Below are 17595 nucleotides of genomic sequence, written 5' to 3'. Positions count from 1 at the left end.
CATCAGGAAAGACCATGACCGAACCCATCTCCGAGCGGCTCACGGTCGGCTCCGGCGAAGAGGCGCGCGAGATCGCGGCGCTGCGCCGCGAGGGCGACGGCCCGTGCGTGGTCTGGCTCGGCGGCTTCCGCTCCGACATGACGGCCACCAAGGCGACCGCCATCGACCAGTGGGGCGAGCGCGAGGGCCGCGCGGTGCTTCGCTTCGACTATTCGGGCCACGGCGCGTCCGGCGGCCGCTTCGAGGACGGGACGATCGGCCGCTGGCTCGACGAGGCCGTCGCGGTGATCGAGCGCTTCGCCGGCCCGGCGCCGGTGCTGGTGGGCTCCTCCATGGGCGGCTGGATCGCGCTGCTCGCCGCCCGGCGGATGGCGACGCCGCCGTCGGCTCTCGTGCTGATCGCGCCCGCGGTCGACTTCACCGAGGACCTGATGTGGGCGACCTTCCCTGACGACGTGCGCGGCGAGATCCTGCGCGAAGGCCGATGGATGCGCGCGACCGCCTACGCGCCCGATCCGTATCCGATCACCCGGGAGCTCATCGAGGAGGGCCGTCGTCACCTCATGCTCGGCGGCGCCATCCGCACCGGCGCTCCGGTCCACATCCTGCAGGGCATGGAGGACGCGGACGTGCCGTGGTCGCACGCGATGCGTCTGGTCGAGCGGCTCGCCGAGGACGACGTGGTCGTCACGCTGGTGAAGGGCGGCGACCACAGGCTGTCACGCGACGAAGATATCGTCAGGCTGCTGGAAGCCGTGGACGGCGCCGCACAACGGGCCTGAGGGGCTCGCCAGCGGCGAATCGGCGCGGCTAAAGTCGGCGCGTGCCGATTCGGCCTTTCGTCTGCGAGCCGCCGCTGGATGTCGCTGTTCCGCGCCCTCAGGGCCCTGCCCTTCAAGACACGCCCTGACCCGCGGCTGCGCGAGGACGCCCTGTTCGTCAGCACGCGGCTCGGCCATGTGCCGATCACGGTGCGGCGCAGCAGCCAGGCGCGCCGCATGACGCTTCGGGTGCGGGCGGCCACGCGGGACGTGACGCTGACGCTGCCGACCAGCGCCTCCTTCGCCGGCGCGCGCGACTTCATCGAGCGCCACGTCACCTGGATCGAGCACCGGCTGTCCCGCCTGCCGGAGCGGATCCCGTTCGAGCCCGGCGAGACCATCCCGCTGCGCGGCGTGGGTCACCGCATTGTGCTGCGCGAGGGATTCCGCGGCGTGGTCCGGGCGGAGCCGGGGCCTCGCGGCGAGGGCCCGATCCTGGTCGTCCACGGCGCTCCCGAGCACGCGCCGCGCCGCGTCGCGGACTTCCTGAAGCGGGAGGCGCGGGACGATCTCTCGGCCGCGGTTGCCCGCCATGCGGCGAGCCTCGGCGTCACGGTCGGCCGCATCGCGATCCGCGACACCACCAGCCGCTGGGGGTCCTGCTCGGTCGCCGGCGACCTCGCCTTCTCGTGGCGGCTCATCCTCGCGCCCGCGCATGTCCTGGACTATCTCGCCGCGCACGAGGTCGCGCACCGGCGCGAGATGAACCACAGCCCGCGCTACTGGGCGCACGTCGCCCGGCTCGCGCCGGACTACGACCGCGCCGAGGGCTGGCTCAAGGCGCACGGCGCGGCTCTGCACCGCTACGGCTGAGGCTTCAGCCGAGGCCCTCGAGCCAGCGCCGCAGACGCTCCGTCGTCGCGCTGTCGGCGGGGAACTCCACCGTTTTCTGCCGGCTGGTTTCCCCCGAGGCGATGACGACCTCGGACTTCCGCAGCCGAAGCGCGCGCGCCAGGAACGCCGCCAGCGCGGCGTTGGCCGCGCCCTCGACCGGCGGCGCCGTCAGCCGCACGGGGACGAAGGCGCAACCGTCCGCGTCAACCGCCACCGCCCCCGCCGTCTCCCGACTTGCGCGCGGCGTGACCCTGACGCGCAGCCTGACGCGGCCGTCGCGCTCGGCGAACGGGTGAGGCGGGTCGTCGCTCACGGCAAGCGTCCGGACGCGGCGGAGCGGTTCATCGACGGGTCGACGCCTTCTTTTTCACGACCGCGCCGGGCAAACTCCGCCGGCGGCGATCCGGAGCCAACTCATGCGCATTCTCGTCCTGCAGCATCTCGACGTCGAGCATCCCGGCTCCTTGCGGGAGGTCTGGGCCCGGAAGGGCCATGAGCGCGTCACGGTCGAACTCGACGCGGGCGAACCGATACCGGAGCTGGAGGGATTCGACATGCTGGCCGTCATGGGCGGCCCGATGGACGTCTGGGAGGAGGACGCGCACCCGTGGCTCAGGGCCGAGAAGGCCGCGATCCGGCGATGGGTGCGCGAGCTCGGAAGACCGTATCTCGGCGTCTGCCTCGGCCACCAATTGCTGGCCGAAGCGCTCGGCGGCCGCGTCGCCGCGATGGCCGCGCCGGAAGTCGGCGTCTCCCGGATCGAGCTCACCGAGGCCGGACGGGCGGATCCGCTGTTCGCGGGCTTCGGGTCCGAGATCGAGGTGTTCCAGTGGCACGGATGCGAAGTGTCGGAGCTCCCCGAGGGCGCCGTCTCGCTCGCGCGCAGCCGGGCCTCGGCCGTTCAGGCCATGCGCTGGGGCCGGTGCGCCTACGGCCTCCAGTTCCACCCCGAGATCGTGGAGGACACGGTCGCGGACTGGAAGCGCATCCCCGAGTATTGGGCGAGCCTGGTGAAGACGCTCGGCCCCGAGGGCGCCGAGGATCTCGCGGGCGTGGTCACGCCAAGACTGCCGAGCTTCCGCGCGACGGCGCAGCGGCTCGACGACAATCTTTGCGCCGCGCTGGTCGAGACCGCCTGACCGGCGCCCTCACCAGACGCGCGTCACCGCGTAGCCTTCCCGGCGGAGCAGTTCGACCAGGCCCTTGTCGCCCGGCAGGTGCAGGGCGCCGACCGCGATCAGCGCGCCGCCCTTGTCGAGCAGCGGCCTGGAGCGCTCCGCCATCAGCTGGTTGCGGCGGTCGACCACCGCGTCCACGAAATCCGCATAGGACGACAGCTCGACGCCCGCGCCGAACAGATCCTCCTTCATCGCGTAGTACCAGCCGACCCGCCGGGCGCGGTAGAGCGCGAGGGTCGTCGCCTGGATGTCGTCGCTCGAGCTCGGCTTCGCGACGGAGTCGCGGATCATCCGGCGGGCGGTGTCATCGGAGATCTTCGAGATCGCGTCGAGCTGCTCGGTGACCGTCTCGAGGCCCACCACCGGCTTTCCCGCGTCGCGTGCGATCTTCTCCACCCTGGCGTCGATCGTCGGACGCCCCTCGCCCATCTTCCTGAGTTCGCAGCTCGATATGTCGAGCGTGATGGCGAGGAACCACGGCTTCAGCATCGTCGCGACCGAGGCCGGCATTCCGGCGTCGCCCAGCCGCTTCTCGACGAGTTCGGCCTGGGCGGGCGTGAGACCCGCGAGGCCGCCGCCCGTGACGTCCACGCCGTGCTGCGTGACATAGGCGAGCATCTGGGCCTGCGCCTCGGCGCCGTTCGCGTCGGCGATCTCGACCGCGACCGTGTCGGCCTCGCCAAGCGCCGCCTTGACCGGCTCGCTGAGCGCGACGAGGTCCGCCTCCGTCGTGTGCATCGTGCCGAACAGGTAGGAGGGCGCGACGCCCTTGGCCTCGATGCGCCACAGCAGCCCTTCGCCGTTCGGCACGGCGCGCGCCGCCTGCTCGAACGCGCCGTATTTTTCCGGATGCTCGGCCCTCGCCTTGGCCAGGAGATCGACGCCGCCGCAGTCCACGGCCGCGAAGGCCGGCGCGGGAACGAGAAGCAGCGCGAGGGCTGACAGGAGACGGCGCGCGATCATTGGGTCTGTCCCGGGAAATCCTTGCGAGCAGAGCACGAACAGGCGCCGGTCCGGTTAATCCGTCGCCGCCGGGCCCGTCCGGAACCGCTTGCGCGCGGCGCCGGGCCTCCTATGGTGCGGCCATGTCGCTCACCCCTGAAGAAGTCGAACGCTACGCCCGTCACATCGTGCTTCGGGACGTCGGCGGGCCGGGCCAGCAGAAGCTGAAGGCCGCCCGCGTGCTCGTCGTCGGCGCGGGGGGGCTCGGATCGCCGCTGATCCTCTACCTGGCGGCGGCCGGCGTCGGGACGATCGGCGTGGTGGACGACGACGAGGTGTCGCTTTCCAACCTCCAGCGTCAGGTTCTCCACGCGACCCCCGATGTCGGGCGCCCCAAGACCCAGTCCGCGGCGCAGGCCGTCGAGCGCATCAACCCGAACGTCTCGGTCGAGGCGCACCCGTTCAGGCTCGACGCCGAGAACGCGCTCGAGCTGATCTCGTCCTACGACCTCGTGGCCGACGGCTCGGACTCGTTCGCCACGCGCTATCTGGTGGCGGACGCCTGCGCGCTGGCGCGGCGGCCGCTCGTCACCGCCTCGCTCGGAACGTTCGACGGCGCGATCACCACCATCCGCTCCCATGAGGCGGCGCCCGACGGCGCCCCGAACCCGACCTGGCGCTGCCTGTTCCCCGAGGCGCCGCCGCCCGGAACCGTGCCGGCCTGCGCTGAAGCGGGCGTGCTCGGCGCGCTCGCGGGCCTGATGGGCTCGATGATGGCGATCGAGGTCATCCGCGAGATCGTCGGCTTCGGCGAAGGCCTCGTGGGCCGGCTGCTGGTCGTCGACGCGCTGTCCATGCGGTTCGAGACGCTGAGCTACGCCTGGGACCCCGAAAACCCGATCACCGGCACGGCGCCCACCATCACGGATCTCTCGATCCACGCCTCGCGCCCCGGCCGCTCAGCGGCTCCACGTGAAGGCGCCGCCTGACCTGCGCACCACGCGCAGCGAGCCGTCGGGGTTCTTGAGCGCGAGATAGCAGGCGTCCCGCTTCGCCTCGCCGAGCCGCATGCAGAAGCCGTCTTCGTCGAGCCGCCACGTGCCCTGGCGCGCGCCGCCGGCGCGGCCGCCGGTACGGGTGACCTTGCCGTCGGCCGAAAAGGTCATCGTGGCCTTGCCGCCGCGCGGCCCGGTCGTCGAGATCGCCTTGCCGTCGAACCAGGAGGCCTGCAGGTCCTTGGGCGGGACGAGCTCCGCGGCCGCGACGGGGCCGGCGGCGAGGAGAAGCACGAGACCGACAAGCCGACTGCGCATCGAAGCCCCCGTTCCTGCAATGTTCACGAGAACAGAACAGGACTCAGGGGCGGAGTCAATCGCCCCGAAGGTTCAGAGCATCGAGGGCAGGACGCGGTCCGGCGGACGGTGGCCGTCCATGAAGGTCTTGATGTTCACGATGACCTTCTCGCCCATGTCGATGCGGCCCTCGATCGTGGCCGAGCCGAGATGCGGCAGCAGCACGACCTTGTTCTGCCGGGCGAGCTTGACGAGCTTCGGGTTCACGGCCGGCTCGTTCTCGAACACGTCGAGCGCGGCGCCGGCGATCTCGTTCGCCTCCAGCATGCGCGCGAGCGCCGTCTCGTCCACCACTTCGCCGCGCGCCGTGTTGACCACATAGGCGTCGCGCTTCAGCAGCTTCAGCCGGCGGGCGGACAGCAGATGGTAGGTCGCGGGCGTGTGCGGGCAGTTGACGGAGATGATGTCCATGCGGGCCAGCATCTGGTCGAGGCTCTCCCAGTACGTCGCCTCGAGCTGATCCTCGACCGTCGCGGGCAGCCTGCGACGGTTGTGATAGTGGATCGACAGGCCGAAGGCGCGGGCGCGGCGGGCCACGGCCTGGCCGATGCGCCCCATGCCGACGATGCCGAGGCGCTTGCCCCAGATGCGCCGGCCGAGCATCCACATCGGCGACCAGCCGGTCCATTCATGCTCGTCCGGCACGACGCGGGCGCCCTCGGTGATCCGGCGCGGGCCGGCGAGGATCAGGCCCATCGTCATGTCCGCGGTGTCCTCGGTGAGAACGCCCGGCGTGTTGGTGACGGTGATCCCGCGATTGTTCGCGGTCTGGACGTCGATGTTGTCGACGCCGTTGCCGAAATTCGCGATCAGCCGGAGGTTCTCGCCCGCCTGGGCGAGCAGCGCGGCGTCGATCCGGTCGGTCACGGTCGGAACCAGCACGTCGGCCTCGCGGACCGCCTGCACCAGATCCTCGGACGTGAAGGCACGATCGTCGTGATTGAGCCGGGCGTCGAACAACTCGCGCATCCGCGTCTCGATCACGTCCGGCAGACGGCGCGTCACGACGACGAGCGGGCGCTTCTTCATAGCCGGCGGACCTTTCTGGCGGCTCGGGCTTACGGTTAATCCCTCGTCAATGCTCACGAAGGATGCTCGCGCAGAGCGATGGCCGCGTGGCGGCCGGAAGGGCCGTCTCTAGCAGACAAGGCCTGGAACGCAATATGGCGACGAAAGGCGGAGCGTTGCGGCCGATGATGAAATCTCTGTTCCGGCCGGCCGCGGGGCTGCTCGTGGCCGCGGCTTTCGCGCTGTCGGCGCCCGCTCCGGCGCTCGCCCAGGCCGCGCGCGAGAGCGCGGCGGGGGTGATGATCGGGCCGGCGTCCGGCCTGCCGGTGCCCCGCTATGTGAGCCTCAAGGCCAGCAAGGCCTATGTCCGCCGCGGCCCGACCAAGGAACACCCCGTTGCCTACATCTACCGCCGCGCCGGCGAACCGGTGGAGATCACGGCCGAATACGACAACTGGCGGCGCATCCGGGATTCGGAGGGCGCGGAAGGCTGGGTGTGGCACAGCCTGCTGTCCGGCCGGCGAACCGCGCTGGTGGCGCCCTGGTCGAAGGACGCGGCGCTGCCGATTCGCGTCAGCGCGACCGAGGATGCGCGCGCCAGCGCGAGGCTCGAGCCGAAGGTGCTGGTCGAGGTCCGCCGCTGCGACGGCTCCTGGTGCCGCGTTGAGGGCGACGGCTTCGACGGCTGGATCGAGCAGGAGCGGCTCTGGGGCGTCTATCCGGGCGAGCGGTTCGACTGACGAATCAAAACGGCCGCCGCGAGACCGCGACGGCCGTTCTGAAACAGTCAGGACCGGCGGATCGCCGGTCAGGCGGATTTGCGACGCAGCCGAACCACCACGTCGACCCGCGCGATCTCCATCCCCTCGGGGATGTCCGGCATCCGGTCCACCGAGACGCTCGAGCCCGGGATGTCCATCAGGCGATTGTCGTCCTCGACCAGGAAGTGGTGGTGGTCGCTGACATTGGTGTCGAACCAGGTCTTGGAGCCGTCCACGGCCAGCTCGCGCAGCAGGCCGACCTCGGTGAACTGGTGCAGCGTGTTGTAGACGGTCGCGAGCGACACCGGCACGCGGGCGCGCATCGCCTCTTCGTGCAGGATTTCCGCCGTCACGTGCCGATCGCCCTTGGCGTAGAGCAGACGACCGAGCGCGATGCGCTGGCGCGTCGGCCTCAGCCCGGAATCACGCAGCAGTCCGCCAACGTCGCGGGCGACGCACAGGGCCGGGCGCAGGCCGCAATCGACCGGACGGTCGGCGGCGGGCGCGGAAGATGCGGCGGCGGTGGTCGGCAGCTCGGCCATCGTCGGTCTCACGTCCTACCTTACAAACTGAAGCCCGACGCCTTGAGCGCCAGACGCGAAGAAGAGGGCCAGGCGACGACCTGAACCTTCCCGGAAAGATACAATTTCACGGCAGCCGGGGCAACCGCTCGTCTCGCCGGAACGCTTCACGGCTCTCCGGCATGTGTGCTAGGAGGGCGCGCGACGGGCGGAGACCCGCGCCGTGAGGACGGCGGCGGTCGCCGCGAGGAGATTGAAAATCTACATGAATGAGCGGCGGTCGAGCTACGAGTACGAGGATCTGCTCGCGTGCGGGCGGGGCGAGCTGTTCGGGCAGGGCAATGCGCAGCTGCCCCTGCCGCCGATGCTGATGTTCGATCGCATCTCGGAGATCTCCGAGACGGGCGGCCCGGCCGACAAGGGCTTCGTGCGCGCCGAACTCGACGTCAAACCGGACCTCTGGTTCTTCGACTGCCACTTCAAGGGCGATCCGGTCATGCCCGGCTGCCTCGGGCTCGACGCGCTGTGGCAAATGACCGGCTTCTTCCTGGGCTGGATCGGCGGCGAGGGCCGCGGCCGCGCGCTCGGGACCGGAGAGATCAAATTCACCGGCCAGGTGTTGCCGAGCGTGAAGAAGGTCGTCTACGGCGTCGACTTCAAGCGCGTGGTGCGCGGCCGGCTGGTGCTCGGCATCGCCGACGGCTGGCTGCAGGCGGATGGCGAGACCATCTATCAGGCCAAGGACCTGAAGGTCGGCCTGTTCAAGGCCGGCGCCGCGCCCGGCTGAAGCCGGAAACACATCTTGTCCGGCGCGCTCCGCGCGAGGCCGGCCCATAGGAGGCTTCACGTGAAGCGCGTCGTCGTCACCGGGATGGGGATCGTCTCCTCGATCGGAAACTCGACCCAGGAAGTTCTGGCGTCCCTGCGGGAAGCCAAGTCCGGCATCTCGTTCGCTGAGGAATACGCCAAGCGCGGCTTCCGCTGTCAGGTCGAGGGCGCCCCGACCCTGGATCCCAGCGAGGTGGTGGACCGGCGCGCGATGCGCTTCCACGCCGGCGGCACGGCCTGGAACCATGTCGCCATGGATCAGGCGATCCGCGACGCCGGCCTCGAGGAGAGCGACATCTCCAACGAGCGCACCGGCATCATCATGGGATCGGGCGGCCCGTCCACGAAGACGGTCGTCGAGGCCGCCGACATCGCGCGCGAGAAGGGGCCGAAGCGCGTCGGACCCTTCGCGGTGCCGAAGGCGATGTCCTCGACCGCCTCCGCCACGCTCGCCACCTGGTTCAAGATCAAGGGCGTGAACTACTCGATCTCGTCGGCCTGCTCGACCTCGGCGCATTGCATCGGCAACGCCGCCGAGCAGATCCAGCTCGGCAAGCAGGACATGATGTTCGCGGGCGGCTGCGAGGAGCTGGACTGGACCCTGTCCGTCCTGTTCGACGCGATGGGCGCGATGTCGAGCCGCTTCAACGATCGCCCGGCGGTCGCCAGCCGCGCCTATGACAAGGACCGCGACGGCTTCGTCATCGCCGGCGGCGCCGGCGTCCTGGTGCTCGAGGAGCTGGAGCACGCCAAGGCCCGCGGCGCGAAGATCTACGCCGAGCTCACCGGCTATGGCGCCACCTCGGACGGCTACGACATGGTCGCGCCGTCCGGCGAAGGCGCGATGCGCTGCATGAAGATGGCGCTGGCCACGACCCGGAACCCGATCGACTACGTCAACCCGCACGCGACCTCGACGCCGGTCGGGGATCTCAAGGAGATCGAGGCGCTGCGCGCGGTGTTCGGCGACAAGTGCCCGCCGATCTCGGCCACGAAGTCGCTCACCGGCCACTCGCTCGGCGCCGCCGGCGTGCAGGAGGCGATCTACTCGCTGCTGATGATGCAGAACGGCTTCATGGCCGAGAGCGCCAACATCGAGGAGCTCGACCCGGCGTTCGCCGACATGCCGATCCTGCGCGAGCGCAAGGACGACGTGAAGCTGAACGCCGTGATGTCGAACTCCTTCGGCTTCGGCGGCACCAACGCCACGCTGGTGTTCGAGCGGGTGTGACGGGCCCGATCGCAGAACGTCATCCCGGGCGGCCTTAGGCCGACCCGGGATCGTCTTCAGACGAGCCGCCGGATCCGGAGAACGATCCCGGCTCTCCGCTTCGCTTCGGCCGGGATGACGCGGGTTGTCTCCGGCGAAACCACGGGGGACCCCATGGTCGCCGGACTTCTTTCAGGCAAGCGCGCGCTCGTCATGGGCGTCGCCAACGACCACTCGATCGCCTGGGGGGTCGCAAAGGCGCTGAGCCAGGCGGGGGCCGAGATCGCCTTCACCTATCAGGGCGAGGCGCTGGGCAAGCGCGTGCGCCCGCTGGCGGCGAGCCTCGGCTCGGACATCGTGCTGCCCTGCGACGTCGAGGATCTCGCCTCGGTCGGCGCCGTCTTCGACGCGCTCAAGGAGCGCTGGGGCGAGCTCGACATCCTGGTCCACGCGATCGGCTTCTCGAACAAGAACGAGCTCAAGGGCCGCTACGCCGACACCACGCGCGAGAACTTCTCCCGCACGATGGTGATCTCGGCCTTCTCGTTCACCGAGCTCGCCAAGCGCGCGGCGGAGATCATGCCCGCCGGCGGCTCGATGCTGACGATGACCTATGGCGGCGCGACGCGCGTCATGCCGAACTACAACGTGATGGGCGTCGCCAAGGCCGCGCTCGAGGCCAGCGTCCGCTATCTCGCGGCCGATTACGGCCCGCAGGGAATCCGCGTGAACGCGATCTCCGCCGGCCCGGTGCGCACGCTTGCGGGCGCGGGCATCGCGGACGCGCGCCTGATGTACGATTTCCAGCGCCGCCATTCGCCGCTGCGGCGGCCGGTGACGATCGAGGACGTCGGCGGCGCCGCGCTCTACCTGCTGTCGCCGCTCTCGGCCGGCGTGACCGGCGAGATCCATTTCGTCGACGCCGGCTACAACATCATCTCGATGCCGAACCCGGCGGCGCTCAAGACGATCGACGCCGCGGAAGCCAAGGCCGAGGACTGAGTCCCGCCATGCGGTCCGGCGCCCGGCCGGCCGCCCTCTGGGAGCCCGCAAGGCGATGACCAGCGCTCCCGGTCCGGATTTCGTAGCACGGCGGACCGACAAGTACTTCGCGAAGACGGCGGAGATCCTCGCCGCCCATGGCGACGCGCGGGCGACCTATGCGGTGTTCCTGCGGACCGACGTGGTGGTGGCGATCGACCCCGCGGTCGACTTCCTGAGGCAGGTCTATCCCGCCGACGCCGCGATCCCGCTCGAGATCACCCGCGTCGTCCCGGAAGGCGCCCCGCTGACGGCCGGGCTGCCGATGCTCTATGTCGCCGGCTCGCTCGCCGCGCTGTCGCCGATCGAGACGCTGCTGCTGCAGCGGATCGGCTTCCCCTGCGTGTCCGCCCAGAACGCCTTTTCGATGTGCGTCGCGCTGCCTGGGGCCGCCTTCCTCGCCATGGAGGCCCGCCACACGACCGGCGACGACATGCATCTCGCCTGCTCCTACGGCGCAGCGGTAGGCTCCCGCGCTGCGCAGCTGACGGGCGCGAAGGGCTTCGTCGGCACCTCGACCGACATCGCCGCGCCGCTGTTCGGCACGCCGCAGGGGCTCGGCACGATGCCGCATTCGCTGATCGGCTACGCCAAGGCCCGGATGCTCGCCGCCGGCCGCGATCCGGAGGTCGAGAGCGCCACCCTCGAGGCGGCCAAGCTCTACGTCGCGCAGTTCCCCGAGGAGGAGAGCTACACCGTCCTCAACGACTATGACGGTCGCGAGGTCTCGGACGCGCTCGCCGTCTGCGGCTGGTTCTACGGCCCGGACGGCCCCGGCCGCGCGGGAAAGCGGCTCGCCTTCCGGCTGGACACCCATGGCGGCCGCCATCTCGAGGGGCTCGACTGGGACGAGAGCGTCCGGACCCTTCTGGCCTGGACGGACTGCAAGACGCCCGCCGAGGTCGCGCGGCTCGCGGTCGCCGGCAGCGAGTTCGAGGAGGCCGGCGCCATGTCGGCCGACGAGGTCCGCGACAAGCTCCTGTTCGGAACCGGCGTCACGGCCGCGGCCGCCGTCCACTTCCGCAAGGCGCTGGACGAGGCCGGCTTCCACGAGGCGCGGATCGTGGCGTCGTCCGGCTTCGACACGCTGAAGTGCCGCGCGTTCGGCAACCTGTCGGCGCCGGTCGACGTCGTCGGCACCGGCTCCTTCCTGCCGTCGCGCCTGTCGCGGACCTACGCCACGGCCGACATCGTGCGCTACGAGCTGCCGGACGGAAGCGGCGGGTGGAAGGCGTTCGATCTCGTGAAGGCGGGGCGGGAGTTCCTGAAGCTGGCGTGAGCAAGTCGCCGTTCCACCCGCACCACCGCCGTCATCCTCCGGCTTGACCGGAAGACCCGCGTCGGACGTGGAGCACGCCTTCAACGTGGATGGTCCGGTCAAGCCGGACCATGACGTCCTATCCCCGAGGCGATCCTGCCCTTCTGCGGGTGAGCGCCCTTCATCAATCCTGCAGCGCCTCCAGCTTCTCGAACAGCGCGAGCGCTTCCGGGTTGGCGAGCGCCTCCTTGTTCTTCACCGGCCGGCCGTGCACCACCTCGCGCACCGCGAGCTCGACGATCTTGCCGGATTTGGTGCGCGGGATGTCCGTCACGGCCACGATCTTCGCCGGCACGTGGCGCGGCGATGCGCCTTCGCGGATGCGGGCCTTCACGCGCTTGATCAGCTCTTCGTCGAGGCTGACGCCCTCCTTGAGGCGCAGGAACAGCACCACCCGGACGTCGCCGTCGTAATCCTGGCCGATGCAGATCGCCTCCGCGACCTCATCCAGCTTCTCGACCTGCGCGTAGATCTCGGCGGTGCCGATCCGCACGCCGCCGGGGTTGAGGGTCGCGTCCGAGCGGCCATGGATGATCATCCCGCCATGCGGGGTCCATTCGGCGAAGTCGCCATGCACCCAGACGTTCGGGAAACGATCGAAATAGGCCGCGTGGTACTTCGCGCCGTCCGGGTCGTTCCAGAAGCCGATCGGCATGGTCGGGAACGGCTTCAGGCAGGCCAGTTCGCCCTTGCCGGCGGCGAGCGGCCGGCCGTCGTCGTCGAGCGTCGCCATCGCGAGGCCGAGCCCGGGTCCCTGGATCTCCCCGCGCCAGACCGGCTCGAGCGGATTGCCGAGCACGAAGCAGGAGACGATGTCGGTGCCGCCGGAGATCGAGGCGAGCTGTATGTCGGGCTTCACCGCCTCATAGACCCAGTCGAAGCTCGCGGCCGCGAGCGGCGAGCCTGTGGAGGCCATCACCCGCACGCTCGAAAGATCATGGGTGTCGCGCGGCCGCAGGCCCTGCTTCCTGGCGCCGTCGATCCACTTGGCGGACGTGCCGAAGAACGTCATCCGCTCGGCCTGCGCGAAGTCGAACAGCACGGTGGGCGCCGGATGGAACGGCGAGCCGTCATAGAGCAGCAGCGTGGCCTCGGCCGCGAGCCCGACGACGAGCCAGTTCCACATCATCCAGCCGCAGGTGGTGAAGTAGAACACCCGGTCGCCCGGCCGGTTGTCGCAATGCAGCTTGTGCTCCTTGACGAGCTGCAGCAGCGCGCCGCCCGCGCAGTGCACGATGCATTTCGGAACGCCCGTCGTGCCGGAGGAGAACAGGATGAACAGCGGGTGGTCGAAGGGCAGCCGCGCGAAGCTGGGCGCGCGCGCTTCGAAGCCCTCGAGGAAGCCCTCCAGCGAAACCCCGTCGCGCAGGCCCGCCGCGACCTCGTCGGCTTCGCCGAGATAGGGCGTGACGACGGTGCGCTCGACGGTCGGCAGTTCGTCCACGATGGACTTCAGCTTGCCGGCGATCTCGATCCGTTTGCCGGCGTACCAGTAGCCGTCGACCGTGACGAACACCTTCGGCTCGATCTGGCCGAAGCGGTCGAGCACGCCTCGCTCGCCGAAGTCCGGCGAGCAGGACGACCAGATCGCCCCGAGCGAGGCGGTCGCCAGCATGAAGGCGATCGTCTCGGGCCTGTTCGGCATCATGGCCGCGACCCGGTCGCCCTCGCCGACGCCCGCGGCCGCGAGCGCCTGCTGGATGCGCGAGACCTGCGCGCGAAGCTCGTCCCAGCTGAGCCGCGCCTCGGCCTTGTCCTCGCCGCGGAACACGATCGCGTCGCCCGGGCCCGACGTGCGAAGCAGGTTCTCGGCGAAGTTCAGCCGCGCGTCCGGGAAGAACCGAGCGCCCGGCATCGCGTCGCCGTTCTCCAGAACCCGCTCGCCCTTGTGGCCGACGATCCGGCAGAAATCCCAAACCAGGTCCCAGAAGCCGGCGCGGTCCTCGATCGACCAGGCGTGAAGATCACGGAACGTCCTGAGCGGCCGCCGGGCGCGCGCGGCGGCCCGGTCCGCGAAATCCCGCATCGCGCTCGCCGCCGTGCGCGACAGCGGCGGGATCCAGAGCGGCGCTTCGGCGTCAATCGTCATGCGGAGCTCCCAGGCGGCGCTGGCCGGCTACGTGCATGCTTGCGAAAGGTAGCGGGCCCCCAAGCCATTTTGAGCCTAATTCGCGCAGCGGTATAAGCGCGAGGCGTTAAACCGGCTCAATCATCGGAAGGATCGCAATTCGATGCGTCGCGTCGCCGCCATCGGCCTCGCGGCGGCTGCGGCCGCCCTTGTCGCGGCCGTCTGCCTCAGCGTCGCAAGAGCGCCCGTCCAGGGCGCGGAAGCGGCCGTTCTGGCGGCGCTGCGCGACGCGTCCGGGCTGCGGATCGAGTCCGACCAGCAGCCGGTGGTGAGATTCTTCCCGACGCCGCGCGTGACGCTCGAGGGCGTGCGGATCTCCCAGGACGGCGAGCCGCCTTTCGCCACCGCTCGAAGATTGACCTCCTCGCCGCGGATCCTGCCGCTGCTCGCCGGCAGGATAGAGGCCCGCGACGTCACGCTGATCGGCGCCAAGGTGGCGCTCGATCGCGCGCCGCTCGCCGAGTTCACCTCCGCGACGCTCGCCGCCGGCGCGCATTCCGCCGCCTATCCGTCGATCCGGCTGGTCGACGCCCGGCTCAGTTGGGGCGCGCGGACCCTGGAGAAGGTCGACGCCAGCCTCGTGTGGCCGAGCGCGGGACGCGCCCTGTCGGCCTCGGGGTTCGGACTTCTGGGCGACCGCCAGGTCGAGGCGGCCCTCGCGCTGACCGACCCGGCGGCGCTGGCGCGCGGCGAGGCCTCGCCGTTCCGCGCCCGCGTCGAGGGCGGCGGCGCCTCGCTGGTGTTCGACGGCGACGCGAGCCTCGCGGACGGCCCGCGGCTGTCGGGAGACATCAGCGCACGGGCGGCCTCGCTGCGCGAGACGCTGAGATGGCTCGGCGCGCCCGCGCCCCGGCGCAGTTCGCCGCTCACCGGATTTTCGCTCACCGGCCGGGCCACCGCGGATCATGAGGGCTTTGCGGTTTCGAACGCGGAGCTGAACCTCGAGGGCGGCGCGTTCTTCGGCGCCGGGCGGCTGACGCTCGAGAACGGCAGGCCGAGCATCGAGGCCACGCTCGACACCGGCCGGCTCGATCTCGACCCGTATGTGAACGGCATCGCGCCCGCCCTTCGGGACGAAGGCGGCGGCTGGAACCCGAAGCGGATCGATCTCAAACCGGTCAAGGGCTACGATCTGGACCTGCGGCTGTCCGCCGACCAGATCCGCCTGGGCGATCTTCGGATCGGCGAGACGGCGGCCACGATCTCGGTCGCCAATGACAGCCTCGACGTCGCGATCGGCGAGGCCGAGGCCTATGACGGCACGGTCGGGGGCCGGCTTTCGCTGAGCCGCGATCCACGCGGCGTCCGCATCCGCGTCGAAGGCGCGCTCTCCGGGGTCGACCTTCAGGCGGCGCTGCGGCGTTTCGTGACCGCCCCCGTGCTGACCGGCTCGCTCTCGGGCGAACTCTCGATCGAAGGCGCCGGCGCCTCGATCGCCGCCGTCGTGGCGAGCCTGCATGGTCGCGCCGAGGCGCATATCGCGGACGGCACGTTCTATGCTGGCGGAAAGGGCCGCGCCCTGACGCTCGCAGGCTTGCGCGGCGCGATGAAGGTGAGCGCGGCTCAGGCGACGATCGAGGTCAAGCAGGGCGTCGCCTACACGAGGGATCTGTCGATCGTCGGCGAGGACGCGACCCTGACGCTCGCCGGGGAGGCGCGGCTCGTCGAGCGCGAGCTGAAGCTGCAGGGCTCGGTGCGGCCGCCGAACGGCAAATGGGTTCTGCCTGTGCGGCTGGAGGGCTCCTTCCTGGCGCCGAAACTCAAGGCCGCGTTGGCCGCCGGCGAGGCTCGCGCTTCCGGCGAGTAGCTCTCAGCGGCCGGCGGCCGCGGCGCGCTCCGCCCTGAGCCGCTCGTTCTCGGCCCGCTTGGTGGCGATCGAGGCGATGATCACGCCGGTGGTCACGATCGCGATCAGGATCGTGCAGACCGCGTTGATCTCGGGCTTCACCCCGAGCCGGACCGACGAGTAGATCCGCATCGGCAGCGTGGTCGCGCCGGGCCCCGTGGTGAACTGCGAGATCACCAGATCGTCGATCGAGAGCGTGAAGGCGAGCATCCAGCCGGAGACGATCGCCGGCAGGATGATCGGCAGGGTGACGACGAAGAAGGTCTTCACCGGCGGGCAGCCGAGGTCCTGCGCGGCCTCCTCAAGGCTCCTGTCGAACGACACCAGCCGCGACTGCACCACGACCGCCACGAAGCACATCGAGAAGGTGACGTGCGCCAGCATGAGCGTGAAGAAGCCGCGGTCGAGCCCCACGGCCACGAACAGCAGGAGCATGGAGAGGCCAGTGATCACCTCCGGCATCACGAGCGGCGCGTAGACCATTCCGGAAAACAGCGTGCGTCCCCGGAAGCGTCCCATGCGAACGAGCGTGATCGCCCCGAGCGTTCCCAGCGCGGTCGCAAGCGTCGCCGAGATCAGGCCGACGCGCAGCGTCACCCAGGCGGCCTCGAGCAGCTGCTCGTTGTGCCACAGCGAAACGTACCAGCGGGTCGAAAATCCGCCCCAGACGGTGACGAGCTGCGAGGCGTTGAACGAGTAGATCACCAGAAGGACGATCGGCAGATACAGGAAGGCGAAGCCGAAAGTCAGCGCCACGAGGTTGATCGAGGAGAGGCCGTTTCTCACGCCTTGCCCCCGAGCTCTTTGGCCTGGACGTTGTTGTAGATCGCGATCGGCACGACGAGCACCAGCAGCAGCAGCACGGCGATGGCGGAGGACACCGGCCAGTCGCGGTTGAGGAAGAATTCGTTGTAGAGCGTCTTGCCGATCATCAGGGTCTCCGAGCCGCCGAGCAGATCGGGGATCACGAACTCGCCGACGGCCGGGATGAACACCAGGAAGCAGCCGGCCACCACGCCCGGCAGCGAGAGCGGCACCGTGATCTGCCAGAAGGCGCGCCAAGGCGGCGATCCGAGATCGGCCGCCGCCTCAAGCAGCGTCTCGTCGAGCTTCTCGAGGCTCGAATAGAGCGGCAGCACCATGAACGGCAGGTAGGAATAGACGATGCCGATATAGACGGCCGTCTCGGTGTTCATGATGTAGAGCGGCTCGCTGATCGCCCCGGTCCACATCAGGAAGGCGTTGAGCAGCCCGTCCGGATTGAGGATGCCGATCCAGGCGTAGACGCGGATCAGCAACGAGGTCCAGAACGGCAGGATGACGGCCATCAGCAGGGTCGGCCGGATGCTTCTCGGCGCCCGCGCCATGCCGTAGGCCATCGGATAGGCGATCAGGAGCGCCAGCAGCGTGGAGATCGCCGCGATCTTGAGGCTCGAGAGATAGGAGGCGACGTAGATCTCGTCCTCAAACAGGATCGAGTAGTTCTCGAGGTGGAGGCCGGACACGAAGTCGACCAGCCCCTGCCAGCCGGCGGCGAGGTCGAGCACCGGCTCATAGGGCGGCTGCGCGATCGTGGTCTGCGACAGCGAGATCTTCAGGACGATCGCGAACGGCGCGAGGAACAGCGCGAGCAGCCACAGATAGGGGATCCCGATCAGCAGCCAGCGCTTCCAGCCACCGGCGCCAAGGGGCTCGGCTGCCGCCTGAGGGCCCGCGGCCGCGACCGCCCGCGGCGCCTCCGGATCGGGCGTGAGAACGTCGGTCATGGCGCGGTCAGCCTCCCGCCCGTGCGGCCCTCACGGCCGCG

At 70.1% G+C, this 17595-nt stretch carries 18 protein-coding genes; 10 read left to right on the top strand and 8 right to left on the bottom strand.

Going from position 1 to position 17595, the window contains the following annotated elements; translation table 11 throughout:
• Window positions 1-14: 14 nt before the first annotated feature.
• Both GGR24_RS09205 and GGR24_RS09200 read left to right on the top strand, forming a co-directional pair.
• Window positions 15-782, top strand: coding sequence for an alpha/beta hydrolase (locus tag GGR24_RS09205; RefSeq protein WP_183395034.1), 768 nt, complete (start codon window positions 15-17; stop codon window positions 780-782).
• A gap of 78 nt (window positions 783-860) precedes the next feature.
• On the top strand, window positions 861-1634 hold the full coding sequence (locus tag GGR24_RS09200; RefSeq protein ID WP_183395033.1) for a M48 family metallopeptidase: 774 nt from the start codon (window positions 861-863) through the stop codon (window positions 1632-1634).
• A 4-nt stretch (window positions 1635-1638) separates the two neighbouring features.
• On the opposite strand, the gene GGR24_RS09195 is transcribed toward GGR24_RS09200, so the two are convergent.
• Window positions 1639-1968 carry an ACR/YggU family protein gene (locus GGR24_RS09195; protein ID WP_183395032.1) on the bottom strand — a complete coding sequence of 110 codons (330 nt, stop codon included), beginning with the start codon at window positions 1966-1968 and terminating at the stop codon, window positions 1639-1641.
• 103 nt (window positions 1969-2071) lie between these two features.
• Between GGR24_RS09195 and GGR24_RS09190 the strand changes: the two genes are divergently transcribed.
• On the top strand, window positions 2072-2794 hold the full coding sequence (locus tag GGR24_RS09190) for a type 1 glutamine amidotransferase (RefSeq protein WP_183395031.1): 723 nt from the start codon (window positions 2072-2074) through the stop codon (window positions 2792-2794).
• A 9-nt stretch (window positions 2795-2803) separates the two neighbouring features.
• On the opposite strand, the gene GGR24_RS09185 is transcribed toward GGR24_RS09190, so the two are convergent.
• Window positions 2804-3796 (bottom strand): TraB/GumN family protein, encoded by a 993-nt coding sequence (locus GGR24_RS09185; RefSeq protein ID WP_183395030.1) that lies wholly within the window; start codon window positions 3794-3796, stop codon window positions 2804-2806.
• Between the two features lie 122 nt (window positions 3797-3918).
• On the opposite strand from GGR24_RS09185, the gene GGR24_RS09180 reads away from it, so the two are divergent.
• Window positions 3919-4764, top strand: a complete 846-nt coding sequence (locus GGR24_RS09180; protein ID WP_183395029.1) for a HesA/MoeB/ThiF family protein — start codon at window positions 3919-3921, stop codon at window positions 4762-4764.
• On the opposite strand, the gene GGR24_RS09175 is transcribed toward GGR24_RS09180, so the two are convergent.
• Window positions 4735-5088 carry a hypothetical protein gene (locus GGR24_RS09175; RefSeq protein ID WP_183395028.1) on the bottom strand — a complete coding sequence of 118 codons (354 nt, stop codon included), beginning with the start codon at window positions 5086-5088 and terminating at the stop codon, window positions 4735-4737. The two genes, GGR24_RS09180 and GGR24_RS09175, sit on opposite strands and share 30 nt — an antisense overlap.
• A 72-nt stretch (window positions 5089-5160) precedes the next feature.
• Window positions 5161-6156 carry a 2-hydroxyacid dehydrogenase gene (locus GGR24_RS09170; protein ID WP_183395027.1) on the bottom strand — a complete coding sequence of 332 codons (996 nt, stop codon included), beginning with the start codon at window positions 6154-6156 and terminating at the stop codon, window positions 5161-5163.
• A gap of 164 nt (window positions 6157-6320) precedes the next feature.
• Between GGR24_RS09170 and GGR24_RS09165 the strand changes: the two genes are divergently transcribed.
• Entirely contained in the window at window positions 6321-6875 is a 555-nt protein-coding gene (locus GGR24_RS09165; RefSeq protein ID WP_246398182.1) for an SH3 domain-containing protein, read from the top strand.
• 68 nt (window positions 6876-6943) lie between these two features.
• Here the strand turns inward: GGR24_RS09165 and irrA are convergent, their stop codons facing one another.
• Window positions 6944-7438, bottom strand: a complete 495-nt coding sequence (gene irrA, locus GGR24_RS09160; RefSeq protein WP_183395026.1) for an iron response transcriptional regulator IrrA — start codon at window positions 7436-7438, stop codon at window positions 6944-6946.
• A gap of 244 nt (window positions 7439-7682) precedes the next feature.
• Here irrA and fabA point away from each other — a divergent pair, with 244 nt between their 5' ends.
• From fabA to GGR24_RS09140, 4 genes are all read left to right on the top strand, one after another.
• Entirely contained in the window at window positions 7683-8204 is a 522-nt protein-coding gene (gene fabA, locus GGR24_RS09155; protein WP_183395025.1) for a 3-hydroxyacyl-[acyl-carrier-protein] dehydratase FabA, read from the top strand.
• Between the two features lie 60 nt (window positions 8205-8264).
• Window positions 8265-9476, top strand: a complete 1212-nt coding sequence (gene fabB / locus GGR24_RS09150; protein ID WP_183395024.1) for a beta-ketoacyl-ACP synthase I — start codon at window positions 8265-8267, stop codon at window positions 9474-9476.
• Window positions 9477-9629: 153 nt separating this feature from the next.
• The gene (gene fabI / locus GGR24_RS09145; protein ID WP_183395023.1) at window positions 9630-10457 is read left to right on the top strand and encodes an enoyl-ACP reductase FabI; all 828 of its coding nucleotides are present in this window, start codon (window positions 9630-9632) and stop codon (window positions 10455-10457) included.
• 55 nt (window positions 10458-10512) lie between these two features.
• Complete coding sequence (locus tag GGR24_RS09140; protein WP_183395022.1) at window positions 10513-11775, top strand: beta/alpha barrel domain-containing protein; 1263 nt, start codon at window positions 10513-10515, stop codon at window positions 11773-11775.
• 163 nt (window positions 11776-11938) lie between these two features.
• On the opposite strand, the gene GGR24_RS09135 is transcribed toward GGR24_RS09140, so the two are convergent.
• Window positions 11939-13897, bottom strand: a complete 1959-nt coding sequence (locus tag GGR24_RS09135; protein ID WP_428978224.1) for an acetoacetate--CoA ligase — start codon at window positions 13895-13897, stop codon at window positions 11939-11941.
• A 148-nt stretch (window positions 13898-14045) separates the two neighbouring features.
• On the opposite strand from GGR24_RS09135, the gene GGR24_RS09130 reads away from it, so the two are divergent.
• The gene (locus GGR24_RS09130; RefSeq protein WP_183395020.1) at window positions 14046-15749 is read left to right on the top strand and encodes an AsmA family protein; all 1704 of its coding nucleotides are present in this window, start codon (window positions 14046-14048) and stop codon (window positions 15747-15749) included.
• A 3-nt stretch (window positions 15750-15752) separates the two neighbouring features.
• Here the strand turns inward: GGR24_RS09130 and GGR24_RS09125 are convergent, their stop codons facing one another.
• Window positions 15753-16574, bottom strand: a complete 822-nt coding sequence (locus GGR24_RS09125) for an ABC transporter permease subunit (protein ID WP_183395019.1) — start codon at window positions 16572-16574, stop codon at window positions 15753-15755.
• Window positions 16571-17554 carry an ABC transporter permease gene (locus tag GGR24_RS09120; RefSeq protein WP_183395018.1) on the bottom strand — a complete coding sequence of 328 codons (984 nt, stop codon included), beginning with the start codon at window positions 17552-17554 and terminating at the stop codon, window positions 16571-16573. The genes GGR24_RS09125 and GGR24_RS09120 overlap by 4 nt, the downstream gene beginning before the upstream one ends.
• Window positions 17555-17595 lie beyond the last annotated feature (41 nt).

The organism is Hansschlegelia beijingensis, assembly GCF_014196425.1.
In the GTDB taxonomy this organism is placed as follows: Bacteria; Pseudomonadota; Alphaproteobacteria; order Rhizobiales; family Methylopilaceae; genus Methylopila; species Methylopila beijingensis.
The sequence above is the reverse complement of the archived record's forward strand: the minus strand, read 5'-3'. Positions and strand labels throughout refer to the sequence as shown.

Coding starts and splice junctions, on each gene's coding strand:
- GGR24_RS09205 (WP_183395034.1), top strand. CDS start 15: ATGACCGAACCCATCTCCGAGCGGCTCACGGTCGGCTCCGGCGAAGAG.
- GGR24_RS09200 (WP_183395033.1), top strand. CDS start 861: ATGTCGCTGTTCCGCGCCCTCAGGGCCCTGCCCTTCAAGACACGCCCT.
- GGR24_RS09190 (WP_183395031.1), top strand. CDS start 2,072: ATGCGCATTCTCGTCCTGCAGCATCTCGACGTCGAGCATCCCGGCTCC.
- GGR24_RS09185 (WP_183395030.1), bottom strand. CDS start 3,796: ATGATCGCGCGCCGTCTCCTGTCAGCCCTCGCGCTGCTTCTCGTTCCC.
- GGR24_RS09180 (WP_183395029.1), top strand. CDS start 3,919: ATGTCGCTCACCCCTGAAGAAGTCGAACGCTACGCCCGTCACATCGTG.
- GGR24_RS09175 (WP_183395028.1), bottom strand. CDS start 5,088: ATGCGCAGTCGGCTTGTCGGTCTCGTGCTTCTCCTCGCCGCCGGCCCC.
- GGR24_RS09170 (WP_183395027.1), bottom strand. CDS start 6,156: ATGAAGAAGCGCCCGCTCGTCGTCGTGACGCGCCGTCTGCCGGACGTG.
- GGR24_RS09165 (WP_246398182.1), top strand. CDS start 6,321: ATGATGAAATCTCTGTTCCGGCCGGCCGCGGGGCTGCTCGTGGCCGCG.
- irrA (WP_183395026.1), bottom strand. CDS start 7,438: ATGGCCGAGCTGCCGACCACCGCCGCCGCATCTTCCGCGCCCGCCGCC.
- fabA (WP_183395025.1), top strand. CDS start 7,683: ATGAATGAGCGGCGGTCGAGCTACGAGTACGAGGATCTGCTCGCGTGC.
- fabI (WP_183395023.1), top strand. CDS start 9,630: ATGGTCGCCGGACTTCTTTCAGGCAAGCGCGCGCTCGTCATGGGCGTC.
- GGR24_RS09140 (WP_183395022.1), top strand. CDS start 10,513: ATGACCAGCGCTCCCGGTCCGGATTTCGTAGCACGGCGGACCGACAAG.
- GGR24_RS09130 (WP_183395020.1), top strand. CDS start 14,046: ATGCGTCGCGTCGCCGCCATCGGCCTCGCGGCGGCTGCGGCCGCCCTT.
- GGR24_RS09120 (WP_183395018.1), bottom strand. CDS start 17,554: ATGACCGACGTTCTCACGCCCGATCCGGAGGCGCCGCGGGCGGTCGCG.